General features: G+C 75.1%; 24 protein-coding genes. 17 read left to right on the top strand and 7 right to left on the bottom strand.

Annotated features, from left to right (window positions below; all coding sequences use genetic code 11):
• Positions 1-21: 21 nt before the first annotated feature.
• Positions 22-255, bottom strand: coding sequence for an RNA-binding S4 domain-containing protein (locus CELGI_RS10000; RefSeq protein ID WP_013884002.1), 234 nt, complete (start codon positions 253-255; stop codon positions 22-24).
• Between the two features lie 68 nt (positions 256-323).
• Here CELGI_RS10000 and hisD point away from each other — a divergent pair, with 68 nt between their 5' ends.
• The 9 genes from hisD (at position 324) to CELGI_RS09955 (ending at position 7,600) form a co-directional block, all read left to right on the top strand.
• On the top strand, positions 324-1,646 hold the full coding sequence (gene hisD / locus CELGI_RS09995; protein WP_013884001.1) for a histidinol dehydrogenase: 1,323 nt from the start codon (positions 324-326) through the stop codon (positions 1,644-1,646).
• A 57-nt stretch (positions 1,647-1,703) separates the two neighbouring features.
• Positions 1,704-2,831, top strand: coding sequence for a histidinol-phosphate transaminase (locus CELGI_RS09990; protein ID WP_049785552.1), 1,128 nt, complete (start codon positions 1,704-1,706; stop codon positions 2,829-2,831).
• Positions 2,828-3,448, top strand: a complete 621-nt coding sequence (hisB, locus tag CELGI_RS09985; RefSeq protein WP_013883999.1) for an imidazoleglycerol-phosphate dehydratase HisB — start codon at positions 2,828-2,830, stop codon at positions 3,446-3,448. Before CELGI_RS09990 ends, hisB begins: the two co-directional genes overlap by 4 nt.
• Entirely contained in the window at positions 3,445-3,945 is a 501-nt protein-coding gene (locus tag CELGI_RS09980; RefSeq protein WP_013883998.1) for a hypothetical protein, read from the top strand. Before hisB ends, CELGI_RS09980 begins: the two co-directional genes overlap by 4 nt.
• A 67-nt stretch (positions 3,946-4,012) precedes the next feature.
• Positions 4,013-4,834, top strand: coding sequence for a hypothetical protein (locus CELGI_RS17105; protein ID WP_013883997.1), 822 nt, complete (start codon positions 4,013-4,015; stop codon positions 4,832-4,834).
• Positions 4,831-5,340: an RNA polymerase sigma factor gene (locus tag CELGI_RS17100; protein WP_013883996.1), complete on the top strand. Its 510-nt coding sequence runs from the start codon at positions 4,831-4,833 to the stop codon at positions 5,338-5,340. The genes CELGI_RS17105 and CELGI_RS17100 overlap by 4 nt, the downstream gene beginning before the upstream one ends.
• A gap of 84 nt (positions 5,341-5,424) precedes the next feature.
• Positions 5,425-6,066 (top strand): imidazole glycerol phosphate synthase subunit HisH, encoded by a 642-nt coding sequence (gene hisH, locus CELGI_RS09965; protein WP_013883995.1) that lies wholly within the window; start codon positions 5,425-5,427, stop codon positions 6,064-6,066.
• Between the two features lie 41 nt (positions 6,067-6,107).
• Positions 6,108-6,866, top strand: a complete 759-nt coding sequence (gene priA / locus CELGI_RS09960) for a bifunctional 1-(5-phosphoribosyl)-5-((5-phosphoribosylamino)methylideneamino)imidazole-4-carboxamide isomerase/phosphoribosylanthranilate isomerase PriA (RefSeq protein WP_013883994.1) — start codon at positions 6,108-6,110, stop codon at positions 6,864-6,866.
• Between the two features lie 2 nt (positions 6,867-6,868).
• Complete coding sequence (locus CELGI_RS09955) at positions 6,869-7,600, top strand: SseB family protein (protein WP_013883993.1); 732 nt, start codon at positions 6,869-6,871, stop codon at positions 7,598-7,600.
• A gap of 6 nt (positions 7,601-7,606) precedes the next feature.
• Here CELGI_RS09955 and CELGI_RS17365 read toward each other — a convergent pair whose 3' ends face one another.
• From CELGI_RS17365 to CELGI_RS09940, 3 genes are all read right to left on the bottom strand, one after another.
• On the bottom strand, positions 7,607-7,777 hold the full coding sequence (locus CELGI_RS17365; RefSeq protein WP_169315147.1) for a hypothetical protein: 171 nt from the start codon (positions 7,775-7,777) through the stop codon (positions 7,607-7,609).
• Between the two features lie 148 nt (positions 7,778-7,925).
• Positions 7,926-8,690, bottom strand: coding sequence for a S1C family serine protease (locus CELGI_RS09945; protein WP_013883991.1), 765 nt, complete (start codon positions 8,688-8,690; stop codon positions 7,926-7,928).
• Entirely contained in the window at positions 8,687-9,454 is a 768-nt protein-coding gene (locus CELGI_RS09940) for a hypothetical protein (protein WP_245528085.1), read from the bottom strand. The genes CELGI_RS09945 and CELGI_RS09940 overlap by 4 nt, the downstream gene beginning before the upstream one ends.
• 57 nt (positions 9,455-9,511) lie before the next feature.
• Between CELGI_RS09940 and CELGI_RS09935 the strand changes: the two genes are divergently transcribed.
• Complete coding sequence (locus CELGI_RS09935) at positions 9,512-10,804, top strand: MFS transporter (RefSeq protein WP_150104713.1); 1,293 nt, start codon at positions 9,512-9,514, stop codon at positions 10,802-10,804.
• 3 nt (positions 10,805-10,807) lie between these two features.
• On the opposite strand, the gene CELGI_RS09930 is transcribed toward CELGI_RS09935, so the two are convergent.
• The 3 genes from CELGI_RS09930 to CELGI_RS09920 form a co-directional block, all read right to left on the bottom strand.
• The gene (locus tag CELGI_RS09930) at positions 10,808-11,179 is read right to left on the bottom strand and encodes a DUF1844 domain-containing protein (protein ID WP_013883988.1); all 372 of its coding nucleotides are present in this window, start codon (positions 11,177-11,179) and stop codon (positions 10,808-10,810) included.
• A 99-nt stretch (positions 11,180-11,278) separates the two neighbouring features.
• Positions 11,279-12,787, bottom strand: coding sequence for a catalase (locus CELGI_RS09925; RefSeq protein ID WP_013883987.1), 1,509 nt, complete (start codon positions 12,785-12,787; stop codon positions 11,279-11,281).
• Between the two features lie 80 nt (positions 12,788-12,867).
• The gene (locus CELGI_RS09920) at positions 12,868-13,290 is read right to left on the bottom strand and encodes a Fur family transcriptional regulator (protein WP_013883986.1); all 423 of its coding nucleotides are present in this window, start codon (positions 13,288-13,290) and stop codon (positions 12,868-12,870) included.
• Positions 13,291-13,664: 374 nt separating this feature from the next.
• Between CELGI_RS09920 and infC the strand changes: the two genes are divergently transcribed.
• The 7 genes from infC to pheT all read left to right on the top strand — a co-directional run bounded on the left by infC (position 13,665) and on the right by pheT (position 21,080).
• Positions 13,665-14,705 carry a translation initiation factor IF-3 gene (infC, locus tag CELGI_RS09915; RefSeq protein ID WP_081465427.1) on the top strand — a complete coding sequence of 347 codons (1,041 nt, stop codon included), beginning with the start codon at positions 13,665-13,667 and terminating at the stop codon, positions 14,703-14,705.
• A 90-nt stretch (positions 14,706-14,795) separates the two neighbouring features.
• Positions 14,796-14,990 (top strand): 50S ribosomal protein L35, encoded by a 195-nt coding sequence (gene rpmI / locus CELGI_RS09910; protein WP_013883985.1) that lies wholly within the window; start codon positions 14,796-14,798, stop codon positions 14,988-14,990.
• Between the two features lie 61 nt (positions 14,991-15,051).
• Entirely contained in the window at positions 15,052-15,435 is a 384-nt protein-coding gene (gene rplT / locus CELGI_RS09905; protein WP_013883984.1) for a 50S ribosomal protein L20, read from the top strand.
• Positions 15,436-15,562: 127 nt separating this feature from the next.
• On the top strand, positions 15,563-16,402 hold the full coding sequence (locus CELGI_RS09900) for a TrmH family RNA methyltransferase (protein ID WP_013883983.1): 840 nt from the start codon (positions 15,563-15,565) through the stop codon (positions 16,400-16,402).
• 37 nt (positions 16,403-16,439) lie between these two features.
• Complete coding sequence (locus CELGI_RS09895) at positions 16,440-17,123, top strand: 2'-5' RNA ligase family protein (RefSeq protein WP_013883982.1); 684 nt, start codon at positions 16,440-16,442, stop codon at positions 17,121-17,123.
• A gap of 295 nt (positions 17,124-17,418) precedes the next feature.
• Complete coding sequence (pheS, locus tag CELGI_RS09890; RefSeq protein ID WP_013883981.1) at positions 17,419-18,510, top strand: phenylalanine--tRNA ligase subunit alpha; 1,092 nt, start codon at positions 17,419-17,421, stop codon at positions 18,508-18,510.
• Positions 18,510-21,080, top strand: a complete 2,571-nt coding sequence (pheT, locus tag CELGI_RS09885; RefSeq protein ID WP_013883980.1) for a phenylalanine--tRNA ligase subunit beta — start codon at positions 18,510-18,512, stop codon at positions 21,078-21,080. Before pheS ends, pheT begins: the two co-directional genes overlap by 1 nt.
• Positions 21,081-21,092: the final 12 nt, after the last annotated feature.

Here is a 21,092-nt window from a genome sequence, read left to right as displayed (position 1 = left end):
ACGGTGCTCGGCCGAGGGCGCTCAGCCGACGGTGGCGGCCTGCACGCCCTGCGGCAGCGAGACCGCGACGACGTCGCCGCGCACCAGCTGACGGCCCCGGCGGTCCTCGGACGTGCCGTTGACCGTCACGGCGCCGTCCTCGACGAGCGCACGGGCGTCCGCGCCCGACTCCGCGAGCCCGGCGAGCTTGAGGAACTGGCCGAGGCGGATGACGTCGTCACGGATCGGGACCTCGGGGGCGTGCGTCGTGGGCATGCGCCCAGTGTCCCGCATGGCGGGAAACCGCACGGGCACGCGGTCGGGCGCGACCTAGACTCGGGCGCATGATCTCCCGCATCGACCTGCGCGGTCGCACGCTGTCCCGCCGTGAGCTGCTCGCCGAGCTGCCCCGCGCGGAGGTCGACGTGGAGCACGCGGGTGCGGCGGTCGCCCCGATCCTGGACGACGTGCGCACGCGCGGCGCGGCCGCGCTGCGGGATCTGGCCGAGCGGTTCGACGGCGTGCGCCCGGCGCTCCTGCGCGTGCCCGCGCAGACGCTCCAGGACGCGGTCGCCGAGCTCGAGCCGACGGTCCGTGCGGCGCTCGAGGAGACGATCCTGCGGGTGCGGCGCGTGCACGCGGCGCAGCGGCCCACCGACTTCACGGTCGACGTGGCGCCGGGTGCGCAGGTCCGCCAGCGGTGGGTCCCCGTGCGTCGTGTCGGGCTGTACGTCCCGGGCGGCCTCGCGGTCTACCCGTCGTCGGTGATCATGAACGTGGTCGCCGCGCAGGAGGCCGGCGTCGGCTCGCTCGCGGTGGCGAGCCCGCCCCAGAAGGACCGTGACGGGCTCCCGGATGCGACCGTGCTGGCCACGTGCGCGCTGCTCGGCGTGGACGAGGTGTACGCGGTGGGCGGCGCGCAGGCGGTCGCGATGTTCGCCTACGGTGCCGCGGGGCAGACCGACGAGGACGGCGCCACGCTGTGCGAGCCCGTCGACGTGGTCACCGGCCCGGGAAACGTGTACGTCGCGGCAGCCAAGCGGCTCGTGCGCGGCGTCGTCGGGATCGACTCCGAGGCGGGCCCGACGGAGATCGCCGTCCTGGCCGACGAGACCGCCGACCCGGTGCACGTCGCGGCCGACCTCATCTCACAGGCCGAGCACGACCCGCTCGCGGCCTCGGTGCTGGTCACCCCGAGCGTCGAGCTCGCCGGCGCGGTCGAGGCCAAGCTCGTCGACCTGGCCGCGACGACGCTGCACCGTGCACGTGTCGCGACCGCGCTGGGCGGCACGCAGTCGGCGATCGTGCTGGTCGACGACCTCGACGCCGGGCTCGCGGTGGTCGACGCGTACGGCGCGGAGCACCTGGAGATCCAGGCGCGGGGCGCGGCCGAGCTCGCGGAGCGCGTGACGAGCGCGGGTGCGATCTTCGTCGGGCCGTACTCGCCCGTGTCGCTCGGTGACTACATGGCGGGTTCGAACCACGTGCTGCCGACGGGCGGCTGCGCGCACTTCACGAGCGGTCTCGGGGTGCACTCGTTCGTACGCGCGGTCCAGGTGATCGAGTACGACGCGGACGCGCTGGCGACGGTCGCGGACCGGATCGTCGCGCTCGCGGACGCCGAGGGACTGCCCGCGCACGGCGACGCGGTCCGCGCGCGGTTCTGAATGGCGCCCACGGACCGGGACGCCGCCGCGCCTGGTGCGCTCCCTACACTCACCCACGTGACCGTCCCCGCCAGCCCCGCGACAGCCGGCCCGACGCTGCCCCTGCGGCCCGAGCTCGCGGGCCTCGAGCCCTACGGCGCGCCGCAGCTCGACGTGCCGGTGCTGCTCAACGTCAACGAGAACCCGTACGCGCCGTCGGAGGCCGTGGTCGCGGACGTCGCGGCCGCGGTGGCGCAGGCGACCCGGGGCCTCAACCGCTACCCCGACCGCGACTTCGAGGCGCTGCGCGCGGACCTCGCGGCCTACCTGCTCGCCGAGTCGGGCGTCGCGCTCGGCGTCGAGCAGCTGTGGGCGGCGAACGGCTCGAACGAGGTCATGCTGCACCTGCTCCAGGCGTTCGGCGGACCGGGCCGCACCGCGCTGTCGTTCGCGCCCACGTACTCGATGTACCCCGAGTACGCGCGGGACACGAGCACGGCGTGGGTGGCCGGTCGGCGCGAGGACGACTTCAGCCTGGACGTGGACGTCGCGTGTGCCGCGATCGCCGAGCACCGGCCGTCGGTCGTGCTGCTGGCGAGCCCCAACAACCCCACCGGCACCGCGCTCCCGGCGGCGACCGTGCGCGCCGTGCTCGACGCCGCGGCGGCCGTGCCGGGCGGGTGCGTCGTGGTGGTCGACGAGGCGTACGGCGAGTTCCGGCGTCGCGGGACGCCCAGCGCGCTCGAGCTGCTGGCCGACCACCCGCACCTGGCGGTGAGCCGGACCATGTCCAAGGCGTTCGGCCTGGCGGGTGCGCGCGTCGGCTACCTCGCCGCGTCGCGTGCGCTCGTCGACACGCTGCGCGTCGTGCGCCTGCCGTACCACCTGTCGGCCGTGACGCAGGCCGTCGCGCGGGCCGCGCTCGCGCACAGCGCCGAGCTCATGGCGCAGGTCGGGTCGCTGCGGGACGAGCGTGACGCGCTCGTGCGGTGGCTGCGGGAGCGGGGTCTGCAGGTCGCGGACTCGGATGCGAACTTCGTGCTGTTCGGCCTGTTCGAGGACCGCCACGCGGTGTGGCAGGGTCTGCTCGACCGGGGGGTGCTCATCCGTGAGGTGGGCCCGCCGGGATGGTTGCGGGTGTCGGTCGGCACTCCGCAGGAGACGCGGGCGTTCCAGGACGCCCTGGTGGAGGTGGCGGGACTGTGAACGCAGCGTCGACGACCGCGGGACGCACGGCGCGCATCGAGCGCACGACGAGCGAGTCGAGCGTGGTGGTGGAGATCGACCTGGACGGCACGGGTCGCACCGACATCTCGACGACCGTCCCGTTCTACGACCACATGCTCACCGCGCTGGGCAAGCACTCGCTGATCGACCTCACGGTGCGCGCCACGGGGGACACGCACATCGACGCGCACCACACGGTCGAGGACGTCGCGATCTGCCTGGGCGAGGCGCTGCGCGAGGCGCTGGGGGACAAGCGCGGGATCTCGCGGTTCGGGGACGCGCTGGTCCCGCTCGACGAGGCGCTCGCGCAGGCGGTCGTGGACGTGTCCGGCCGGCCGTACCTGGTGCACACCGGCGAGCCGCCCGGGCAGGAGTACCACCTGATCGGCGGGCACTTCACGGGTTCGCTGACGCGGCACGTGCTCGAGTCGATCGCGCACCACGCCGCGTTCTCGATCCACGTGCGCGTGCTCGAGGGCCGCGACCCGCACCACATCGTCGAGGCGCAGTTCAAGGCGCTGGCCCGCGCGCTGCGCTTCGCGGTCGCGCGCGACCCCCGGGTCGAGGGCGTCCCGTCCACCAAGGGTGCGCTGTGACGAGCCCCGCCGACGAGCCGGACGACGAGCTCGGCGTCGTCGTGCCCGACGACCTGTCCGGGCTGCTCGACGCGCCAGCCGAGACGCCGAGCGTCGCGATCGTCGTGACGCAGGTGGCCGCCCCCGAGCCGCTCGCGGCCGCGTGCGCGCTCGCGGGTGTGGAGATCGACGCGGTGCCCACCGAGGTCGGTGCGGTCGCGGTCCTGCGCGACCCGGCGGCCGTCGCGGACGGCGCCGCGGCGATCTCGAAGCTCCTGCGCCAGCTCCCGGTGGTCGTGCTGACGCGCCGCGAGGGGCAGATCGCCGCCGCGCGCTGGACGGGCGGCACGCACGACGAGGACCTGCCCGCGGGGCTCGTGCTCTCGGACGCGCCCGCGGTGCTCGAGGCCCTCCTCCTGGGCTCGACCGACGTCGCGGGTGTCCCGGGCGTCGTGACCAGCGTCGGCATGACGCGGTGGCGCGCCATGCGCGCGCTGGCCCGCGGTCGGCGGCGCTGACCCGCCTGTCACATCCGGGCTGGGGCCGGACATCTCCTTGTCGACCACCCCGACGACAGGAGCACCGATGAACAGCCTGACAGACGACGACCTGCGAGCGCGGCTGGCCGCGGCCGACCCGTGGTCCGAGCCCGACCTGGGCGACGTGCTCGCCCCGCTCGTCGCGCGGCACGTCACGTCCGCCGACCACGGGGTGACCGCCCTGCGCGGTCGTCGTCGCCCATGGGTGGTCGCGGGTGTGGGTGCAGCGGCCGCGCTCGCGTTGACGGCCGCAGGCGTCGCGTCCGGCGCCTGGACGGGGGACCGCGCAGGCGGCACGTCCGACGGTCGGGCCCTGGACGACTCGGGCCGCCCCCTCACCACCGCCGACGGTGCCCCGGTCGAGGACGCGTGGGGCACGGACACGTCCGAGCTCGTCGACCTCGAGCACCCGGGTGCCGCCGCGGTGGTGGCTTCGCTCGCGCCGCGCGACCGGCCGTTGCCCCCGTGGTTGACGTGGGACGACGTGGTGGCGCGCGCCACGTCCGGGCTCGGTGCCGATGCGGGTGTGGCCTCGGCCGACGGCGTGCGGGCGGGCATGGTGGGGATCGCTGCAGCGGCCTGGCAGACCGCGTGGTTCGAGGCGCGTGCGGCAGGGGACCAGGCCGCGGCCGACCGGGCGCTGGACGAGTGGGCCGGCGCGCTGGCCGCCACCGAGCCGGTCTGGGCGCCGGAGTCGTGGCAGCGGGTGCAGGGGCTCGTCCAGGACGTCCGTGCCGGCGACTCCGAGGCCATGCTGCGCGACCTGGAGATCGGGGCGCCCGACGACTTCCTCGACCGGATCGGCGTCGACGGCGACCCCGCGACGTCCGAGCTGCCCGGACCGGATGCGCCGAGCGTGGGATCGTGACCGTGCAGACGCGTGACGCCGAGCGCGTCACTGTGCTGGTCCGCAGGTTCGGGCCACGCGTGCTCGGCTACCTCGCGCGGCGGGTGCGGCACCGGGAGGAGGCCGCGGACCTGTTCTCCCAGACTCTCGCGACGGTGTGGCGGCGGCGTGCCGACCTGCCGGACGACGACGACGAGGCGCTCGCGTGGATGATCGGGGTCGCCCGGCTCACTCTGGCGAACGGGCTGCGTGCCTCGATCCGGCGCGACGCCCTCGTGCGCCGGCTCCGGGACGAGATCCTCGTGCGTAGCGCGCAGCACCCCGGAGGCGAGGTGGGCGCGCGCGTCCGGGCGGCGCTCGCCCGGTTGTCACCGGCCGATCAGGAGATCCTGCGGCTCGACGCGTGGGACGGCCTGACGGGCGAGCAGGTCGCCCACGTCCTGCAGATCAGCCCTGCGGCCGCGCGCCAACGGCTCGCCCGCGCGCGGGGTCGGCTCCGGGTGGCGATCGAGGACGAGGGGGCGTGACGCGTCGCCGCCGCGGCGCGTGCGGGGGTCTCGCGTGGTGACCGGACACCCGGTCGGTCGGTCCTTCTTGGGTAGCCTGGCCGGGTGTCCTCCCCCCGCGTGGTCGTGCTCGACTACGGCTTCGGCAACGTGCGCTCGGCCGTGCGTGCGCTCGAGCGCGTCGGCGCCCAGGTCGAGCTCACGGCAGACAAGTCAGCCGCGATGGCCGCCGACGGCCTCGTCGTGCCCGGTGTCGGGGCGTTCGCCGCGGTGATGACCGGTTTGCGTGCGGTCGGGGGCGACCAGGTCGTGGACCGGCGGCTCGCGGGCGGGCGGCCCGTGCTGGGCATCTGCGTCGGGATGCAGGTGATGTTCGCCGAGGGCGTCGAGCACGGGCGACGCGCCGAGGGGCTCGGCCAGTGGCCCGGCGTCGTGGACCGGCTCGAGGCCGACGTCGTGCCGCACATGGGCTGGGCGACGATCGAGGCCGACCCCGCCTCGGTGCTGTTCCAGGGCCTGCACGACGAGCGGTTCTACTTCGTCCACTCCTACGCCGCGCGCTCGTTCCCGCTGCACGACGCACCCGCGGAGCGCCTCACGCCGCCCGTGGTGACGTGGGCCGAGCACGGCGACCGGTTCGTCGCCGCGGTCGAGAACGGCCCGCTGAGCGCCGCGCAGTTCCACCCCGAGAAGTCCGGCGACGCCGGCGCGCAGCTGCTGCGCAACTGGCTCGGCACGCTCGCCTGAGCGTCACTCTTCACGCACCCGATCCCCGGAGGACCATCCGCATGTCCGCACCCCGCCTCGAGCTGCTGCCCGCGGTCGACGTCGCCGACGGGCAGGCCGTGCGCCTGGTCCAGGGCGAGGCCGGCTCGGAGACGTCCTACGGCGACCCGCTGTCCGCCGCGCTCGACTGGCACGCCGGCGGTGCCGAGTGGATCCACCTGGTGGACCTCGACGCGGCGTTCGGGCGCGGCTCGAACGCCGGCCTCCTCGCCGAGGTCACGGCGGAGCTCGCGGGCAAGGGCGTGAAGGTCGAGCTGTCGGGCGGCATCCGCGACGACGAGTCGCTGCGCCGCACCCTGGCGACGGGTGCGACGCGCGTCAACCTGGGGACCGCCGCGCTCGAGGACCCCGAGTGGACCGCGCGCGTCATCGCGAGCCACGGCGACCAGATCGCGGTCGGGCTCGACGTGCGGGGCACGACGCTCGCGGCGCGCGGCTGGACCCAGGAGGGCGGCGACCTGTGGGAGGTGCTCGCGCGCCTGGACGAGGCCGGCTGCGCGCGCTACGTGGTCACGGACGTGACGAAGGACGGCACGCTGCGCGGCCCCAACGTCGAGCTCCTGCGCGACGTGTGCTCGCGCACGGACGCACCTGTGGTGGCGTCGGGCGGCATCTCGAGCCTGGACGACCTGCGGGTGCTGCGCACGCTCGTCGAGACAGGGGTGGAGGGGGCGATCGTCGGCAAGGCCCTGTACGCCGGGGCGTTCACGCTGCCCGAGGCCCTCGACGTCGCGGGGCGACCCGGCGACGCGACCCTCTGATCGTGGCCGGTCGCGAGCTGCCGCCGTCCTCGCCGTTCGCGGACGACGACGGCTCGGCCGATCCGGGCCTCGCGGCCGTGCTGCGGGAGTACGCCGCGGGCGCCGCGACGCTCGGCGACGTGGTCGCCGCCCTCGCCGGCACGCGCGTGCTGGTCCCGGTGCTCGCCGAGCTCGAGCTCGCGGGCCAGGTCGAGCACGACGGGCACACGCACACGGTGGACAAGGAGGCCTCGGCGGGCATCGTGGCGCTGCGCGCGCCCGACGGGCGCACGGCGCTCCCGGTGTTCACGTCGATGGCCGCGATGACGGCGTGGCGGCTGGACGCGCGTCCGGTGCCGTCCGACGTCCCGTGCGCTGCGCTGTCCGCCGTCCAGGAAGGCTGGGAGGTCGTGGTCGTCGACCCCGGCGGTCCGGTCACCGCGCTGCTGCCGCGGCCTGCGGTGTGGGCGCTCGCGCAGCAGGAGCCGTGGCGCCCGGCGGTCGGGCCCGACGGGGTCGACCCGGACGTCGTCGCGGCGGTGCGCCGTGCGCTGGCACCCGTGGGCGCGGTGATCGAGGCCGACGCGCTGCCCGGGAGCCGCGCCGAGGTGGCCGTGGTGGTGACGCTCGTCGACGGGCTCGACCGGACGCTGCTGGACCGGACGGTCGAGCGGGTCAACGCCGCGCTCGCGGCCGACGAGGTCGTGGCCGCGCGCGTCGACTCGCTCGAGCTCCGGCTGCGCCGCGCAGGTTGACGCGGTTCAGCGCCGCGCGGCGCCCGCGATCGCGGTGGCGACCGCCTTCACGGCGAACGCCGCCGCGACGGCCGTCACGGCCGTGGCACCCACGATCTGGCCGCCGAGCACGATGCGGTTGAGGTCGATCGCGGGCCGCCAGTGCACGCCGCGTTCATCGATCACGTAGACGCCCACGGCCTTGACCCGCACGCCGAACCCGCCGCAGCCGCCATGCCCACCGCCCCCGCCATGCCCACCGCCATAGCCGCCGTCCGGGGCCGCGTCGTCATCGGGCGCGGCCGACCCGCGTGCGCGTGCGAGGCCCGCTGTCAGGCCGCCGCTGTCAGGGCGAGCAGGTCGGTGCCGCGGTGACCGGTGCGTCGTCGTCCAGCATCTCCCGCAACGTGCTGACGGGCACCACGAAGCTCGTGCCGTCCTCACCCTTGGCGTAGACGACTCCGACGACCCGGCCGCGCGCGTCGAGCACGGCCGAGCCCGACGACCCGGGCTCGACCTCCGCGTCGGTCACCAGCACCTCGCCCAGGTTCGCGTTGAGCGGGTCGGTGGTCGCGCCGATGACGTTGCCGTGCGTGAGCGTGAGCCGGCTGCCGAGCGGGTAGCCGACCACGGTGACCGACGAGCCGCGCTGCGGGTCGATCGGGGCCAGGCCCGCGGATGCGGGCAGCGGGTCGACCGTCCGCACCAGCGCGAGGTCCGCGAGGTCCGCGGTGGACGCCGCCTGCGCCCGCACGTCACGGCCGTCGTACGTGCTGATCTCGAGCGTGGCCGAGTCGGCGACGACGTGGCGGTTGGTCACGAGCGTGTGGTCGTCGATCGCGAAGCCCGATCCCGTGGACAGCGAGCCGCACCCCACGTTGCGGATGCGGACCGCCATGCGCTCGGCCGCGTCGAAGCCGTCGGGGGACAGCGTCGCCGTCGGGCCGGACGACGCGTCCGGTGCGGGTGCGCCGGGTGCGGGCTCGGCCGTCAGCGCGGTCGGCGCGGGGTCGGGCAGGGGCGGCAGCACCGAGCAGGACGTCACGAGAGCACCGGCCAGGAGCAGCGCGGGCGCCCGGTGCCGGGTCCGTCGGTACGGCGGTGCGCTCACGGCTCGAGCTCGTCCTGGAGCTGGGCGTTGGCCGCGGTCGCCTGCGCGCACAGGCCGTCGACGTCGGTCCGGAACCGCTCGAGGTCCGCGGGCTCGTACTGCTCGGCGTCCTCCATGTACCCGATGAGCTGCTGCTGAGAGTCGATGCAGGTCGCGAGCGCGGTCGCCACCTGGCCCGCGGCCTGCGAGACGCGCGCCTGGTAGTCGGCGAGCTGCTGCTGCGCCGCGGAGTCGTCGCCGAGCTGGGCCTTCTCGTCGGCGAGCTCGGTGATGCGGGCCTGTGCGGTCGTCAGCTGCTCGCGTGTCTCGGCGAGGTCGTCGCGTGCGGTGTCCAGGTCCGCGCGCGTCGTCGCCAGATCCGTCGCGGCCTGCCGCGCGAGGTGCTCCCAGTCGCCGCTGGTGCTGCGCCACGCGTCGGTGGTGCGCCACAGGTACGTCACCAGGCCACCCGCGACGAGCACGACGAGCACGAGCAGGACCGCCAGCACGCGCACGGCACGCCGGCCGCGACGAGGTGCGGCAGCCGGGCGCGGTGCTTGGGACGCGCTCGCGGCCACGGCCGCACCGGGGTGCGGGGGCGGCGGCACGGGCGCGGAGGGGACCGGGCCGTGGGGGACGGGCCGGTGCGTCGCGGGGGTCAGGGCCTCGTGCGCGCCGGGCGCGTTCAGCGGGGCCTCGGGAGCGCCGTGCGGAACCCATACGGGCGTGCCGCGGCGGCCGGCGTCCTGCGGCGACGGGTCGGCACGGGTGTCCTCGAGCGGCACCCGCCCAGGATAGGCGGGGCGGTCGGACCACGCGGGTGCGGGCGTGACAATGGACGGATGCCCCGCTCGACCTACGGCGCCCTGCTGCGCCTGCCCGGTGTCGCCCGCCTGTTCGCGGTCGCGTTCGTGGCCCGCATCCCCGCCGCGATGACGGGCGTCGTGCTGACGCTGCACGTGGTGACGGCGCTCGACCGCGGGTACGGGCAGGCCGGGCTCGTCGCGGGGGCGTCGACGATCGGCATCGCGATCGGGGCGCCCTGGCGCGGACGGCTCGTGGACCGGTGGGGCCTGCGCCGCGCGATCGCGCCCTCGGTCGTCGTCGAGTCCGCGGTGTGGCTCGCGGCGCCGCACCTCGGGTACCACGCGCTCCTCGGCGCGGCGTTCGTCGGGGGCCTGTTCCTGGTGCCGGTGTTCTCGGTGGCGCGTCAGTCGCTCGCGGTCCTGGTGCCGCTGCAGCACCAGCGTGCGGCGTTCGCGCTCGACTCGGTCTTCGTCGAGCTCACGTTCATGCTCGCACCCGTCGTGGGCGTGCTGCTGGCCACGCAGGCCTCGACGACGGTCGCGCTCACCGTGGTCGGTGCGGCCACCGTGCTCTCGGGTGCGCTCCTGATGGTCGCGAACCCACCGACCAGGTCCGCCGCCGGCCATGCGGCGCCGCCCGCGGCTGCGGGGACCGGGCGTGTGCTGCAGCCCCGGCTGCTCGTCGTGCTCCTGGCCGCGGTCGGCGCGTCGTTCGTGCTGATCGGGACGGACGTCGCCCTGGTGGCGGCGCTCACGGAGCGCGGCCGGGAGGGCGACGTCGGCTGGATGATCGCGCTGTGGGCGGCCGGATCGGTCGTCGGCGGGCTGGTCCACGGCGCGCGCACGGGGACGCCGTCGCCGCTGCTGCTGGTCCTCGCGCTCGCGCTCGCGACCGTCCCGGCGGCGTTCGCGCCCGCGCCGTGGTGGCTCGCGGTCGCGGTGTTCGTCGCCGGCCTGCCGTGCGCGCCGGCGCTCTCGGCGATCAACGCGACCCTGGTGCGGCTGGTGCCCGAGGAGCGCCGCGGTGAGGTCATGGGGTGGAGCGGCACGATGTCGACGGTCGGCAATGCGCTCGGTGCGCCGCTGTGCGGCTGGGTCATCGACCGCTCGCACCCGGGCGCCGGCTTCCTCACGGCCGCGGCCGTGGGAGGCGCGATCGCGCTCGGGGGACTGGGGGCGCAGGCCTGGGTGCGCGGCCGTCGCGCGCGCGTGCGTCCGCCTGTCAGTGACGTGCGGGCGGCCGTCGTCGACGGGACCGCCCCGCCCGTGCTCCCGACGCCCCGCGCGGCAGGCGCCGACGAGGACGCGCGCGCCGCGACGTGCCGGTGACGGTCAGCGCACGGGGCCGGTGAACTTCTCCCCGGGGCCCTCGCCCGGCGCGTCGGGGAAGGGCGAGGCCTCGAGGAACGCGAGCTGCAGCGAGCGCAGCCCGTCGCGCAACGACCGCGCGTGCTGGTTGCCGATGTCCGGTGCGGACGCCGTGACCAGCGCCGCGAGTGCCGTGATGAGCTTGCGCGCCTCGTCGAGGTCCAGGTAGTCCGCTCCCGCGCCCTGCGGGCCGTCCTCGGCGAGCCCGCACTTGACCGCGGCCGCGCTCATCAGGTGCACGGCCGCGGTGACGATGACCTCGACCGCCGCGACGTCCGCGATGTCACGCGTCGCATCCCGTGTGGTGCCGGCCTGGTCCGTGGGCTGCTCGCTCATGGCGGTCATCCTCGCACCGCTCGGCGCCACCCGGGCGCCGGGGGCGGCACGCCGACGGCCCCCGTCCCGAGGGGAGCGAGGGCCGTCGGGCAGGCGCGGTCAGGCCACGGGCAGCGCGGCGGTCGCGGGCGTTCCGGTCTCGACGGGGACGTCGGGGAGCGCAGCGCGCAGCGCGGCCCCCAGGCCCGCGTCGACGTTCGTCCAGTACTGGATGGCGCGGGCGCGGATGTCGGCATCACGGACCCCGCCCACGTGGCCTGTGATCGTCTCGAGGAACCGGGCGCGCGCGGCGTCGTCGAACACGTCGCGGTACAGCGTGCCCGCCTGGCCCCAGTCGTCGTCCTCGGCGTGCAGCGTCGCGGCGGCGCGCGTCATCTCGCCGTCGTGCTCCCACCCCCCGTCGGTCGCGCGGGCCGGGTCGGCCGCCGCACCACCGCGCGAGTTGGGCGCGTAGACGGGGGCGTCCGCCGGCGCGAACGCGTGCCGGGCGGCGCCGTCCTTGGAGTAGGAGTGCACGGGGGACACGGGTGCGTTGACCGGGATCTGCGCGTGGTTGGTGCCCACGCGGTACCGGTGCGCGTCGGCGTAGGAGAAGATCCGCGCGAGCAGCATCTTGTCCGGGCTCGCCGCGATCCCGGGCACGAAGTTGCTCGGCGCGAACGTGGCCTGCTCGATCTGCGCGAAGTAGTTCTCGGGGTTGCGGTTGAGCTCCATGACGCCCACCTCGATGAGCGGGTAGTCGGCGTGCGGCCACACCTTCGTCAGGTCGAACGGGTTGAAGCGATAGGTCCGCGCGTCCGCGTACGGCATGACCTGGACCGACAGCGTCCAGCGCGGGAAGTCGCCCGCCTCGATGTGCTCGTACAGGTCGCGGATGTGCACGTCCGCGTCGGAGCCGGCCAGCTGCGAGGCCTCGTCGGCCGTGAGGTTCTTGATGCCCTGCTGCGTCCTGAAGTGGTACTTGACCCAGAACCGCTCGCCCGACGCGTTGATCCACTGGTACGTGTGCGAGCCGAAGCCGTCCATGTGCCGCCACGACGCCGGCAGCCCACGGTCGCCCATGAGCCACGTGACCTGGTGCGCGGACTCGGGCGAGAGGGTCCAGAAGTCCCACTGCATGTCGTTGTCACGCAGGTGCGATCCCGGCAGGCGCTTCTGCGAGCGGATGAAGTCGGGGAACTTGATCCCGTCCCGCAGGAAGAACACCGGGGTGTTGTTCCCGACGAGGTCGTAGTTGCCCTCGCTCGTGTAGAACTTCAGCGCGAAGCCGCGCGGGTCGCGCCACGTGTCGGGCGACCCGAGCTCGCCGGCCACCGACGAGAAGCGCGCGAGCATCGACGTCTCGACGCCCGGCTGGAACAGCGCCGCGCGCGTGTACGCGGACACGTCGTGCGTGGTGCGGAACGTGCCGAACGCACCGCCGCCCTTGGCGTGCACGACGCGCTCGGGGACCCGCTCGCGGTTGAACTGCGCGAGCTTCTCGACGAGGTAGTGGTCGTGCAGGACGATCGGGCCGTCGGGGCCGACCGACAGCGCATGGGCGTCGGAGGCGACCGGGGCGCCCGCGTTCGTCGTCGTGGCGGGGGCGGGCGGGGGCACGTGTGACATGGGTGTCCTCTCGTCGGGTGATCTGGGGTGGCGCGCGCCGGCGGACGCCGGTCGGCGTGGGTCGGAAGTGGGGTCCGCCGTCAGTCGCCGGCGGTCCGGCACGCGGGGCACAGGCCCCAGAACGTCACCTCGGCCATCTCGACCGCAAAGCCCGAGGTCGAGCTCGGCACCAGGCACGGCGCGTGGCCGACGACGCAGTCGACGTCGTCGATCGCGCCGCACCCGCGGCAGACCACGTGGTGGTGGTTGTCCTCGACACGGCGCTCGTAGCGCGCGGGGTGACCCGCGGGCTCGATCCGCCGGATCAGGCCCGCCTGCGTGAGGGCCGCGAGCACGTCGTAGATCGCCTGGACGGAGACCGACGGCATGCGTGAGCGGACGCCGCGCAGCACCGTGTCCGCGTCGGCGTGCGGGTCGCCCGCCAGGGCGTCGAGCACCGCGAGGCGGGGTGCGGTGACCCGCAGGCCGCGTGAGCGGAGCAGGTCGGTGTCGGTGACGGGCATGTCCGCCACCCCATCACACAATCTGGAATCATTCAAGTATTGGAGCCGCTCCAGTGATGGTGCTGTCGGGCCGCGCGAGACCGTGCGCGATCGTCTGGTAGCCTTGTCGATCGACTGACCTGCGCCACCTCCTCGTCACCGGGGTGGCGGCGCGGGTGCACAAGCGGAGTTCCTCCCACCTGGGTCCCGACGTCCGGCTCGCGCCGGAGACAGGGGCCGGGTCCACAGTCTGCAGGGCAGCACGTCGTCGGCGCGGTGAGAACCGTGCCCGGTCAGGTGCTGCCGTGCGGCATGTGCTGGTGGCCTCCTCCTGTGCTCGGGACGGAGGCCTTCTTCGTTCCCGACGGTGTCACCACGAACCTGGAGGAGCACCCATCAGCGAGCCCCGCATCAACGATCGGATCCGCGTAGCCGAGGTCCGCCTGGTCGGCCCCAACGGCGAGCAGGTCGGCATCGTCCGCGTGGAAGACGCACTGCGCCTGGCCCAGGACGCAGACCTCGACCTGGTCGAGGTCGCTCCCGACGCCCGTCCGCCGGTCTGCAAGATCATGGATTACGGCAAGTACAAGTACGAAGCCGACATGAAGGCCCGCGAGGCACGGCGGAACCAGGCCAACACGGTCCTCAAGGAGATCCGCTTCCGGCTCAAGATCGACCCGCACGACTACGGCACCAAGAAGGGCCACGTCGAGCGGTTCCTCACGGCCGGCGACAAGGTCAAGGTCATGATCATGTTCCGCGGCCGCGAGCAGTCGCGCCCGGAGATGGGCATCCGTCTGCTGCAGCGTCTCGCCGCCGACGTCGCCGAGCTCGGCTTCGTCGAGAGCGCGCCGAAGCAGGACGGGCGCAACATGATCATGGTGATCGGGCCCAACAAGAAGAAGGCCGAGCAGCGTCAGGAGCAGCGCCGCAAGGAGCAGGCCGCTGCGTCCCGTGAGGCGAACGCCAAGGCTGCCGCCGAGCGCTCGGCCGAGGCCGAGCAGGCTGCTGCCGAGCAGGCTGCTGCCGAGCCGGCGGTCGTCGAGGCCGCTGCGGCGCCGGTCGCCGAGAAGGTCGAGGGTGCACCCGCGCCCGTCGCCGAGAAGGTCGAGGCTGCTCCGGCGCCCGCGGCCGAGAAGGCACCGGCAGCGCCGCGTCCCGCCGCCGCGCGGCCGGCGGCGTCCAAGCCGGCCGCGACGTCCCGGCCCGCGGCCGCGTCCCGACCGGCCCCCGCATCCCGACCGGCCCCCGCGGCCCGGCCGGCTGCGGCCCAGCCCGCTGCCGCGCCCAAGCCCGCTGCCGCGCCCAAGCCTGCTGCGGCAGCGCCGAAGCCGGCTGCGACGCCCAAGCCGGTGGCGGCGCCGAAGCCCGGGGCGGCCAAGCCCGCCGCGCCGCGTCCGGCACCGCGCCCGAGCGCACCCCGCAGCACCGACTGACCAGCACGACGGCCTGTCCGGCCCCCCGGACCGGCCCACGACGAGTCGCGCGAACCCGCGTGATGCGAACGACAAGGAGACACGGCAGCCATGCCGAAGAACAAGACGCACTCCGGTGCCAAGAAGCGCTTCCGCGTGACGGGAACCGGCAAGGTCATGCGCGAGCAGGCCAACGGCCGTCACCTGCTCGAGCACAAGTCGAGCCGCCGCACCCGCCGCATCGCCGGCGACGTGGTCGTCTCCGCCGCTGACACCCCCAAGATCAAGAAGCTGCTCGGCAAGTGACCCACCGGGTGCCCTCGGCACCCGGGGTCCACGCCGGCCCTAGACCAGCAAGGAGCATCACGTGGCACGCGTGAAGCGGGCAGTCAACGCCCAGAAGAAGCGTCGTTCGACCCTCGAGCGGGCCAGCGGTTACCGCGGCCAGCGCTCGCGCCTGTACCGCAAGGCGAAGGAGCAGGTCACCCACTCCCTCGTCTACTCGTACCGCGACCGCAAGGCGCGCAAGTCCGACTTCCGCAAGCTGTGGATCCAGCGCATCAACGCTGCGGCCCGTGCGGAGGGCATGACGTACAACCGCCTCATCCAGGGCCTCAAGCTCGCGGGCATCGAGGTGGACCGCCGCGTGCTGGCCGACCTCGCCGTCAACGACGTCGCGGCGTTCAACACGCTGGTCAAGGCTGCGAAGGACGCCCTCCCGGCGGACATCAACGCGCCCAAGGCTGCGTGAGGCACCAGCACCCGGGCGTTCGCGCCTGAGCTCGTCCGGAGCCCCGGTGGACCACGGTCCGCCGGGGCTCCGGCGCGTCCGGGGGCGGGCGGGACGGGAGCACCCGCGCGACCGGGATGATGGGGCGGTGGACGAGAGCTCTGTGCTGACCAACCCTCGCAGCGACCGCGTCAGAGCGGTGCGCGCGCTGGCCGGGCGTGCGGTGCGCCGCCGTCAGGGTCGGTTCCTGGTGGAGGGGCCGCAGTCGGTGCGCGAGGCGGTGGGCGGCCCCCGGGTCCGCGTCCGCGACCTCTACGTGACGCCCGGTGCGGCCGCGCGCTACCCGGAGATCCTGGCGGCGGCCGCCGCGCGTGCCATCCGGACCACGTACGGCGACGACGAGGTCCTGTCCGCGATGAGCCCGGACGGTCAGGGCGTGGTCGCGGTGGCAGACCTGCTGGGCGGCGGGCTCGACGAGCTCCTCGACCGCGCCGCGCCGCCGCGGCTGGTGGCCGTGCTCGCCCAGGTGCGCGACCCCGGCAACGCGGGGGCCGTGATCCGGGCAGCGGATGCGGCGGGAGCCGCGGGGGTGGTGCTCACGCGTGACAGCGTCGACGTGCACAACCCCAAGGTCGTCCGCTCCACGGCGGGCTCGTTGTTCCACCTGCCGGTGGTGCACGACGCACCGCTGACCGACGTCGTGACCGCGTTGCGCGCGTCGGGGCTGCAGGTGCTCGCGGCCGACGGTGCCGGCGAGCACGACCTCGACGACCTGCTCGACGTGGCCGGTGCGCCGCCCGCGGGCGTCCCGGATCTCGCTCGGCCCACGGCGTGGGTGTTCGGCAACGAGGCGTGGGGCCTGCCGGCGACGGACCGGGGCCTCGCGGACGCGGTGGTGCGCGTCCCGCTGCGGGGTCGGGCCGAGTCGCTCAACCTGGCGACGGCGGCGACGGTCTGCCTGTACGCGAGCAGCCGCGCCCAGCGCTGAGACGCGCCGCGGCCCTGGCACCTGCCAGGCTGGGCCCATGAGGGTGTTCACCGCGCTCTGGCCGCCGCCCCACGTGCTCGACCACCTGGATCTCGCGCTCGCCGGGGTGCGCGGGCGGCCCGCGAGCGCGGGCGGTGAGCTGCGCTGGTCCGCGCGTGAGACGTGGCACCTCACCACGGCCTTCTACGGTTCCGTGCCGGACGGCCTGGCGGACGCCGCGGGAAGCCCGTCAGGCCGTCCGGCGGACGCACCGGGCGGGCTCGTGGACACGCTCGCGCGCGCACTCGTGGGGCTCGCGCCCTACGACCTGCGGCTGCGCGGCGCCGGGGTGTTCGCGCGGCGCACCGTGTGGATCGGGGTGGGCGGGGACGTCGAGCGGCACCGCGAGCTGACCCGCGCGTGCGTGGACGCCGGCGCCGACGTCGCGGCCCCGCCCGACACCCGGGTCCGCGAGCGGGCGCACCTCACCGTGGCGCGCGTCCGCCCGGGCCAGGGGCCGCCGCGGCGCGGCGGCTCGCGGCCGCACCGCGGCGGGCGCCCCGGATCCTCGACCGACCGGCTCCAGGACGACCCGGCCGCTGCTCTCGCACGTGCGCTGGCGGTCTACGAGGGCCCGACGTGGACCGTCGAGGACGTGCTGCTGGTCAGCTCGCGGCCCGGAGAGGGACGCGGCGGCGGACCGCTGTACACGCCGGTGGCGCGCGTGCCGCTGCGGGGATGAGGCCCCGGACGCGCGGGATGCGGCCCACGCCGCCGGGACCATGGCATGCTGGGCGCGTGCTCCTGCGAACCGCGGCCGTCGGCCGCCGATTTCCGCGGCCCGTTCCCGGGCCGCGCTGACGCGCACGCGAGCCACACCCGCGCACGACGCTCGTCGTGAGCCGCGGTGGACCTCCCGGACGGCCCCGGACCGGGCGCCCTAGACTTGCCCGCTGGTCGGCGCGCACGCGCGCGGACCACGGCCGGGTGCCGCCCCACGCGCCGCCCGGCCGACCGTCCATCCCCGGAAGGTTCGGATGTCCGAGACCCCAGTCACCCCCGCCGCCGACGGCGGCCCCACCCTCTCGCCGCTCGACGAGCCGGGTGTCCACGCCGCGCTCGAGGCGGCGCTCGCCGCGGTCGAGGCCGCACGTGACCTTGACGAGCTGAAGTCCGTGCGCCTCGCGCACGCGGGCGACCGCAGCCCGCTCGCGCTCGCGAACCGCGCGATCGGTGGGCTGGCCCCCGCCGACAAGGGCGCGGCGGGCCGGCTCGTCGGCCAGGCACGCGGCCGGCTCACGGCGGCGATCGCCGCGCGCCAGACGACGCTCGAGGCCGAGCGTGACGCGCGCGTGCTCGTCGAGGAGACGGTCGACGTCACGCTGCCCGTCGACCGGCGCCCGCGTGGTGCGCGGCACCCGCTCGAGACGCTGCAGCAGAGCGTCGCGGACGTGTTCGTCTCGATGGGCTGGGCGATCGCCGAGGGGCCCGAGCTCGAGGCCGAGTGGTTCAACTTCGACGCGCTCAACTTCGGCGTCGACCACCCCGCGCGCCAGATGCAGGACACGTTCTACGTCGCGCACCCGGACGGCACGGACGAGCCGTCCAACCTGGTGCTGCGCACGCACACCAGCCCCGTGCAGGCGCGGTCGCTCCTCGAGCGCGGCGTCCCCGTGTATGTGGCGTGCCCCGGCAAGGTGTTCCGCACCGACGAGCTCGACGCGACGCACACGCCCGTGTTCCACCAGGTGGAGGGGCTCGCGATCGACCGCGGTCTGACCATGGCGCACCTCAAGGGCACGCTCGACCACTTCGCCCGTGCCATGTTCGGCCCCGAGGCGCGCATGCGGCTGCGGCCGTCCTACTTCCCGTTCACGGAGCCGTCCGCGGAGATGGACCTGTGGTTCCCGCAGAAGAAGGGCGGGCCGGGCTGGATCGAGTGGGGGGGCTGCGGCATGGTCAACCCGAACGTGCTGCGCGCGTGCGGCGTGGACCCCGAGGAGTTCTCCGGGTTCGCGTTCGGCATGGGCATCGAGCGCACCCTCATGCTCCGGCACGGCATCGCCCTGATGCACGACATGGTCGAGGGCGACGTGCGGTTCTCCACCCAGTTCCAGGCGGTGATCTGATGCCTCGCATCCCCTTGTCCTGGCTCGGCGAGCACGTCGAGCTCCCCGTCGGCCTGACGGCCGACCAGCTCGCCGCGGACCTGGTCCGCGTCGGTCTCGAGGAGGAGGCGGTCCACGCCGCGGCCGTGACGGGCCCGCTCGTCGTCGGCCGCGTCGTCGAGCGCACGCCCGAGCCGCAGAAGAACGGCAAGACGATCAACTGGTGCCGGGTCGACGTGGGCGACGCGCACAACGAGCGGCTCGAGGACGGCACGCGTGGTCCCCGGGGCATCGTGTGCGGTGCGCACAACTTCGACGTGGGTGACCACGTCGTCGTCGCGCTGCCCGGGGCCGTGCTCCCGGGTCCGTTCGCGATCGCCTCCCGCAAGACCTACGGGCACGTCTCCGACGGCATGATCTGCTCGGCACGTGAGCTCGGCCTCGGCGAGGACCACGCGGGGATCATCGTGCTGTCCGAGATCGGCGTGGACGCGCCGGTCGGCACGGACGCGCGCGAGCTGCTCGGCCTCGGTGAGGAGGTCCTGGAGATCAACGTGACGCCGGACCGCGGCTACTGCTTCTCGATGCGCGGCGTCGCTCGCGAGTACGCGCACGCGACGGGTGCGGCGTTCACCGACCCGGCTCTGCCCGAGCCCACCGACGTGCGGCCGACCGGCTTCGCGGTCGAGCTCGACGACCAGGCGCCCATCGGCGGCGTCCCGGGCGTCGACCGGTTCGTCGCTCAGGTGGTCCGCGGGGTCGCCGCCGACGCGCCGTCGCCCACGTGGATGCAGCGGCGGCTGCAGCAGGCGGGCATGCGCCCGATCTCGCTCGCGGTCGACGCCACGAACTACGTGATGCTCGACCTCGGTCAGCCGCTGCACGCGTACGACCTGGCCCGGGTGGCCGCGCCGATCGTCGTGCGCCGTGCCGCCGCGGGCGAGACGCTGCGCACGCTGGACGACCAGGTGCGCACGCTGGACCCGCAGGACCTGCTGGTGACCGACAGTCCCGACGGGGCGCGCGGCTCGCGCATCATCGGGCTGGCGGGGGTCATGGGCGGTGGTGACAGCGAGGTCGGTCCGGCCACGACCGACGTCCTGGTCGAGGCCGCGCACTGGGACCCGGTCACGGTCGCCCGGACCGCGCGACGGCACCGCATCCCGAGCGAGGCCGCCAAGCGGTACGAGCGGGGCGTGGACCCGCGTCTGCCGCGCGTGGCGGTCGCACGCATCGTCGCGCTCCTGGTCGAGCACGGCGGGGGCACGCCCGACGAGGCGCTCACGGACGTCGACCTGAGCGAGCCGCGCACGCCGTTCGAGCTGGACCTCGACCTGCCGGCACGTCTCGTGGGCGTCGCGTACACGCACGACGAGGTCCGGGACGTGCTCGCGGAGATCGGCTGCACGCTCGCGGATGTGCGGCCGGGAGTCGTGGCGGTCACCCCGCCGTCCTGGCGTCCCGACCTGGCGGTCCCCGTCGACCTGGTCGAGGAGGTCGCACGCCTGCGCGGGTACGACGCGATCCCGTCGATCGTCCCGCCTGCACCCGCCGGACCGGGCCTGACGTTCGGGCAGCGCGCGCGGCGTGCGGTCGCGGACGCGCTCGCGGAGCACGGGCTGGTCGAGGTGCTGAGCTACCCGTTCGTCGGTACGGACCAGCTGGACGCGCTGACGCTCCCGCCCGACGACGAGCGCCGCCGGGCGGTGCGGCTGCTCAACCCGCTCTCGGACGCGCAGCCCTTCATGCGGACCGACCTGCTGGTCACGCTGCTCGACACCGCGCGCCGCAACGTGGCGCGCGGCAACGTCGACGTGTGCGTGTTCGAGCTCGGGCTCGTCACGTTGCCGACGCCCGGTGCGGGTGCGGCGCCGGCGCTGCCGGGTGCGGTCCGTCCGTCCCCGGAGGACCTCGACGCGCTCCGTGCGGCCGTCCCGCACCAGCCGCGGCACGTCGCCGGCGTGCTGGCGGGGCGGCTCGAGCCCGCGGGCGTGTGGGGCGACGGTCGTCGCGCCGACCACGGCGACGCGATCGACGCGGTGCGTCGCGTCGCGCAGGTCGTCGGGGTCGACGTCCGGCTCGTCGCCGACCAGGGCCGGGCGCCCTGGCACCCGGGGCGGTGCGCGCGCGTCGAGACCGCGCAGGGCGTGGTGGTCGGCTGGGCCGGTGAGCTGCACCCGAACGTGGTGGCGGCGCACGACCTGCCCGCGCGGGCCGCGGCGTTCGAGCTCGACCTGGACGCGCTGCTCGCCGCGGCACCCCGGGACGCGTTCCAGGCACGGGCCGTCTCGACGTTCCCGGTCGCCAAGGAGGACGTCGCGCTCGTCGTCCCCGCGGACGTGCCGGCCGCCGACGTGCTCGCCGCGGTGCGCGCGGGTGCTGCCGCCAGTGCCGCGGGCGACGTCGTGGAGGACGTGCGCCTGTTCGACGTCTACGAGGGCGACCAGGTCCCGGCCGGGCACCGCTCGCTCGCGTTCGCGCTGCGGCTGCGTGCGGCGGACCGCACGCTGACCGCCGCGGAGACCGCCGCGGTGCGTGAGTCGGTCGTGGCCGAGGCCGCGACGCGGTTCTCCGCGACGCTGCGCGCCTGACCGCGCCGCACC

Source organism: Cellulomonas gilvus ATCC 13127 (assembly GCF_000218545.1).
Taxonomy (GTDB): domain Bacteria; phylum Actinomycetota; class Actinomycetes; order Actinomycetales; family Cellulomonadaceae; genus Cellulomonas; species Cellulomonas gilvus.
This window is presented reverse-complemented; position numbering and strand designations above follow the sequence as displayed.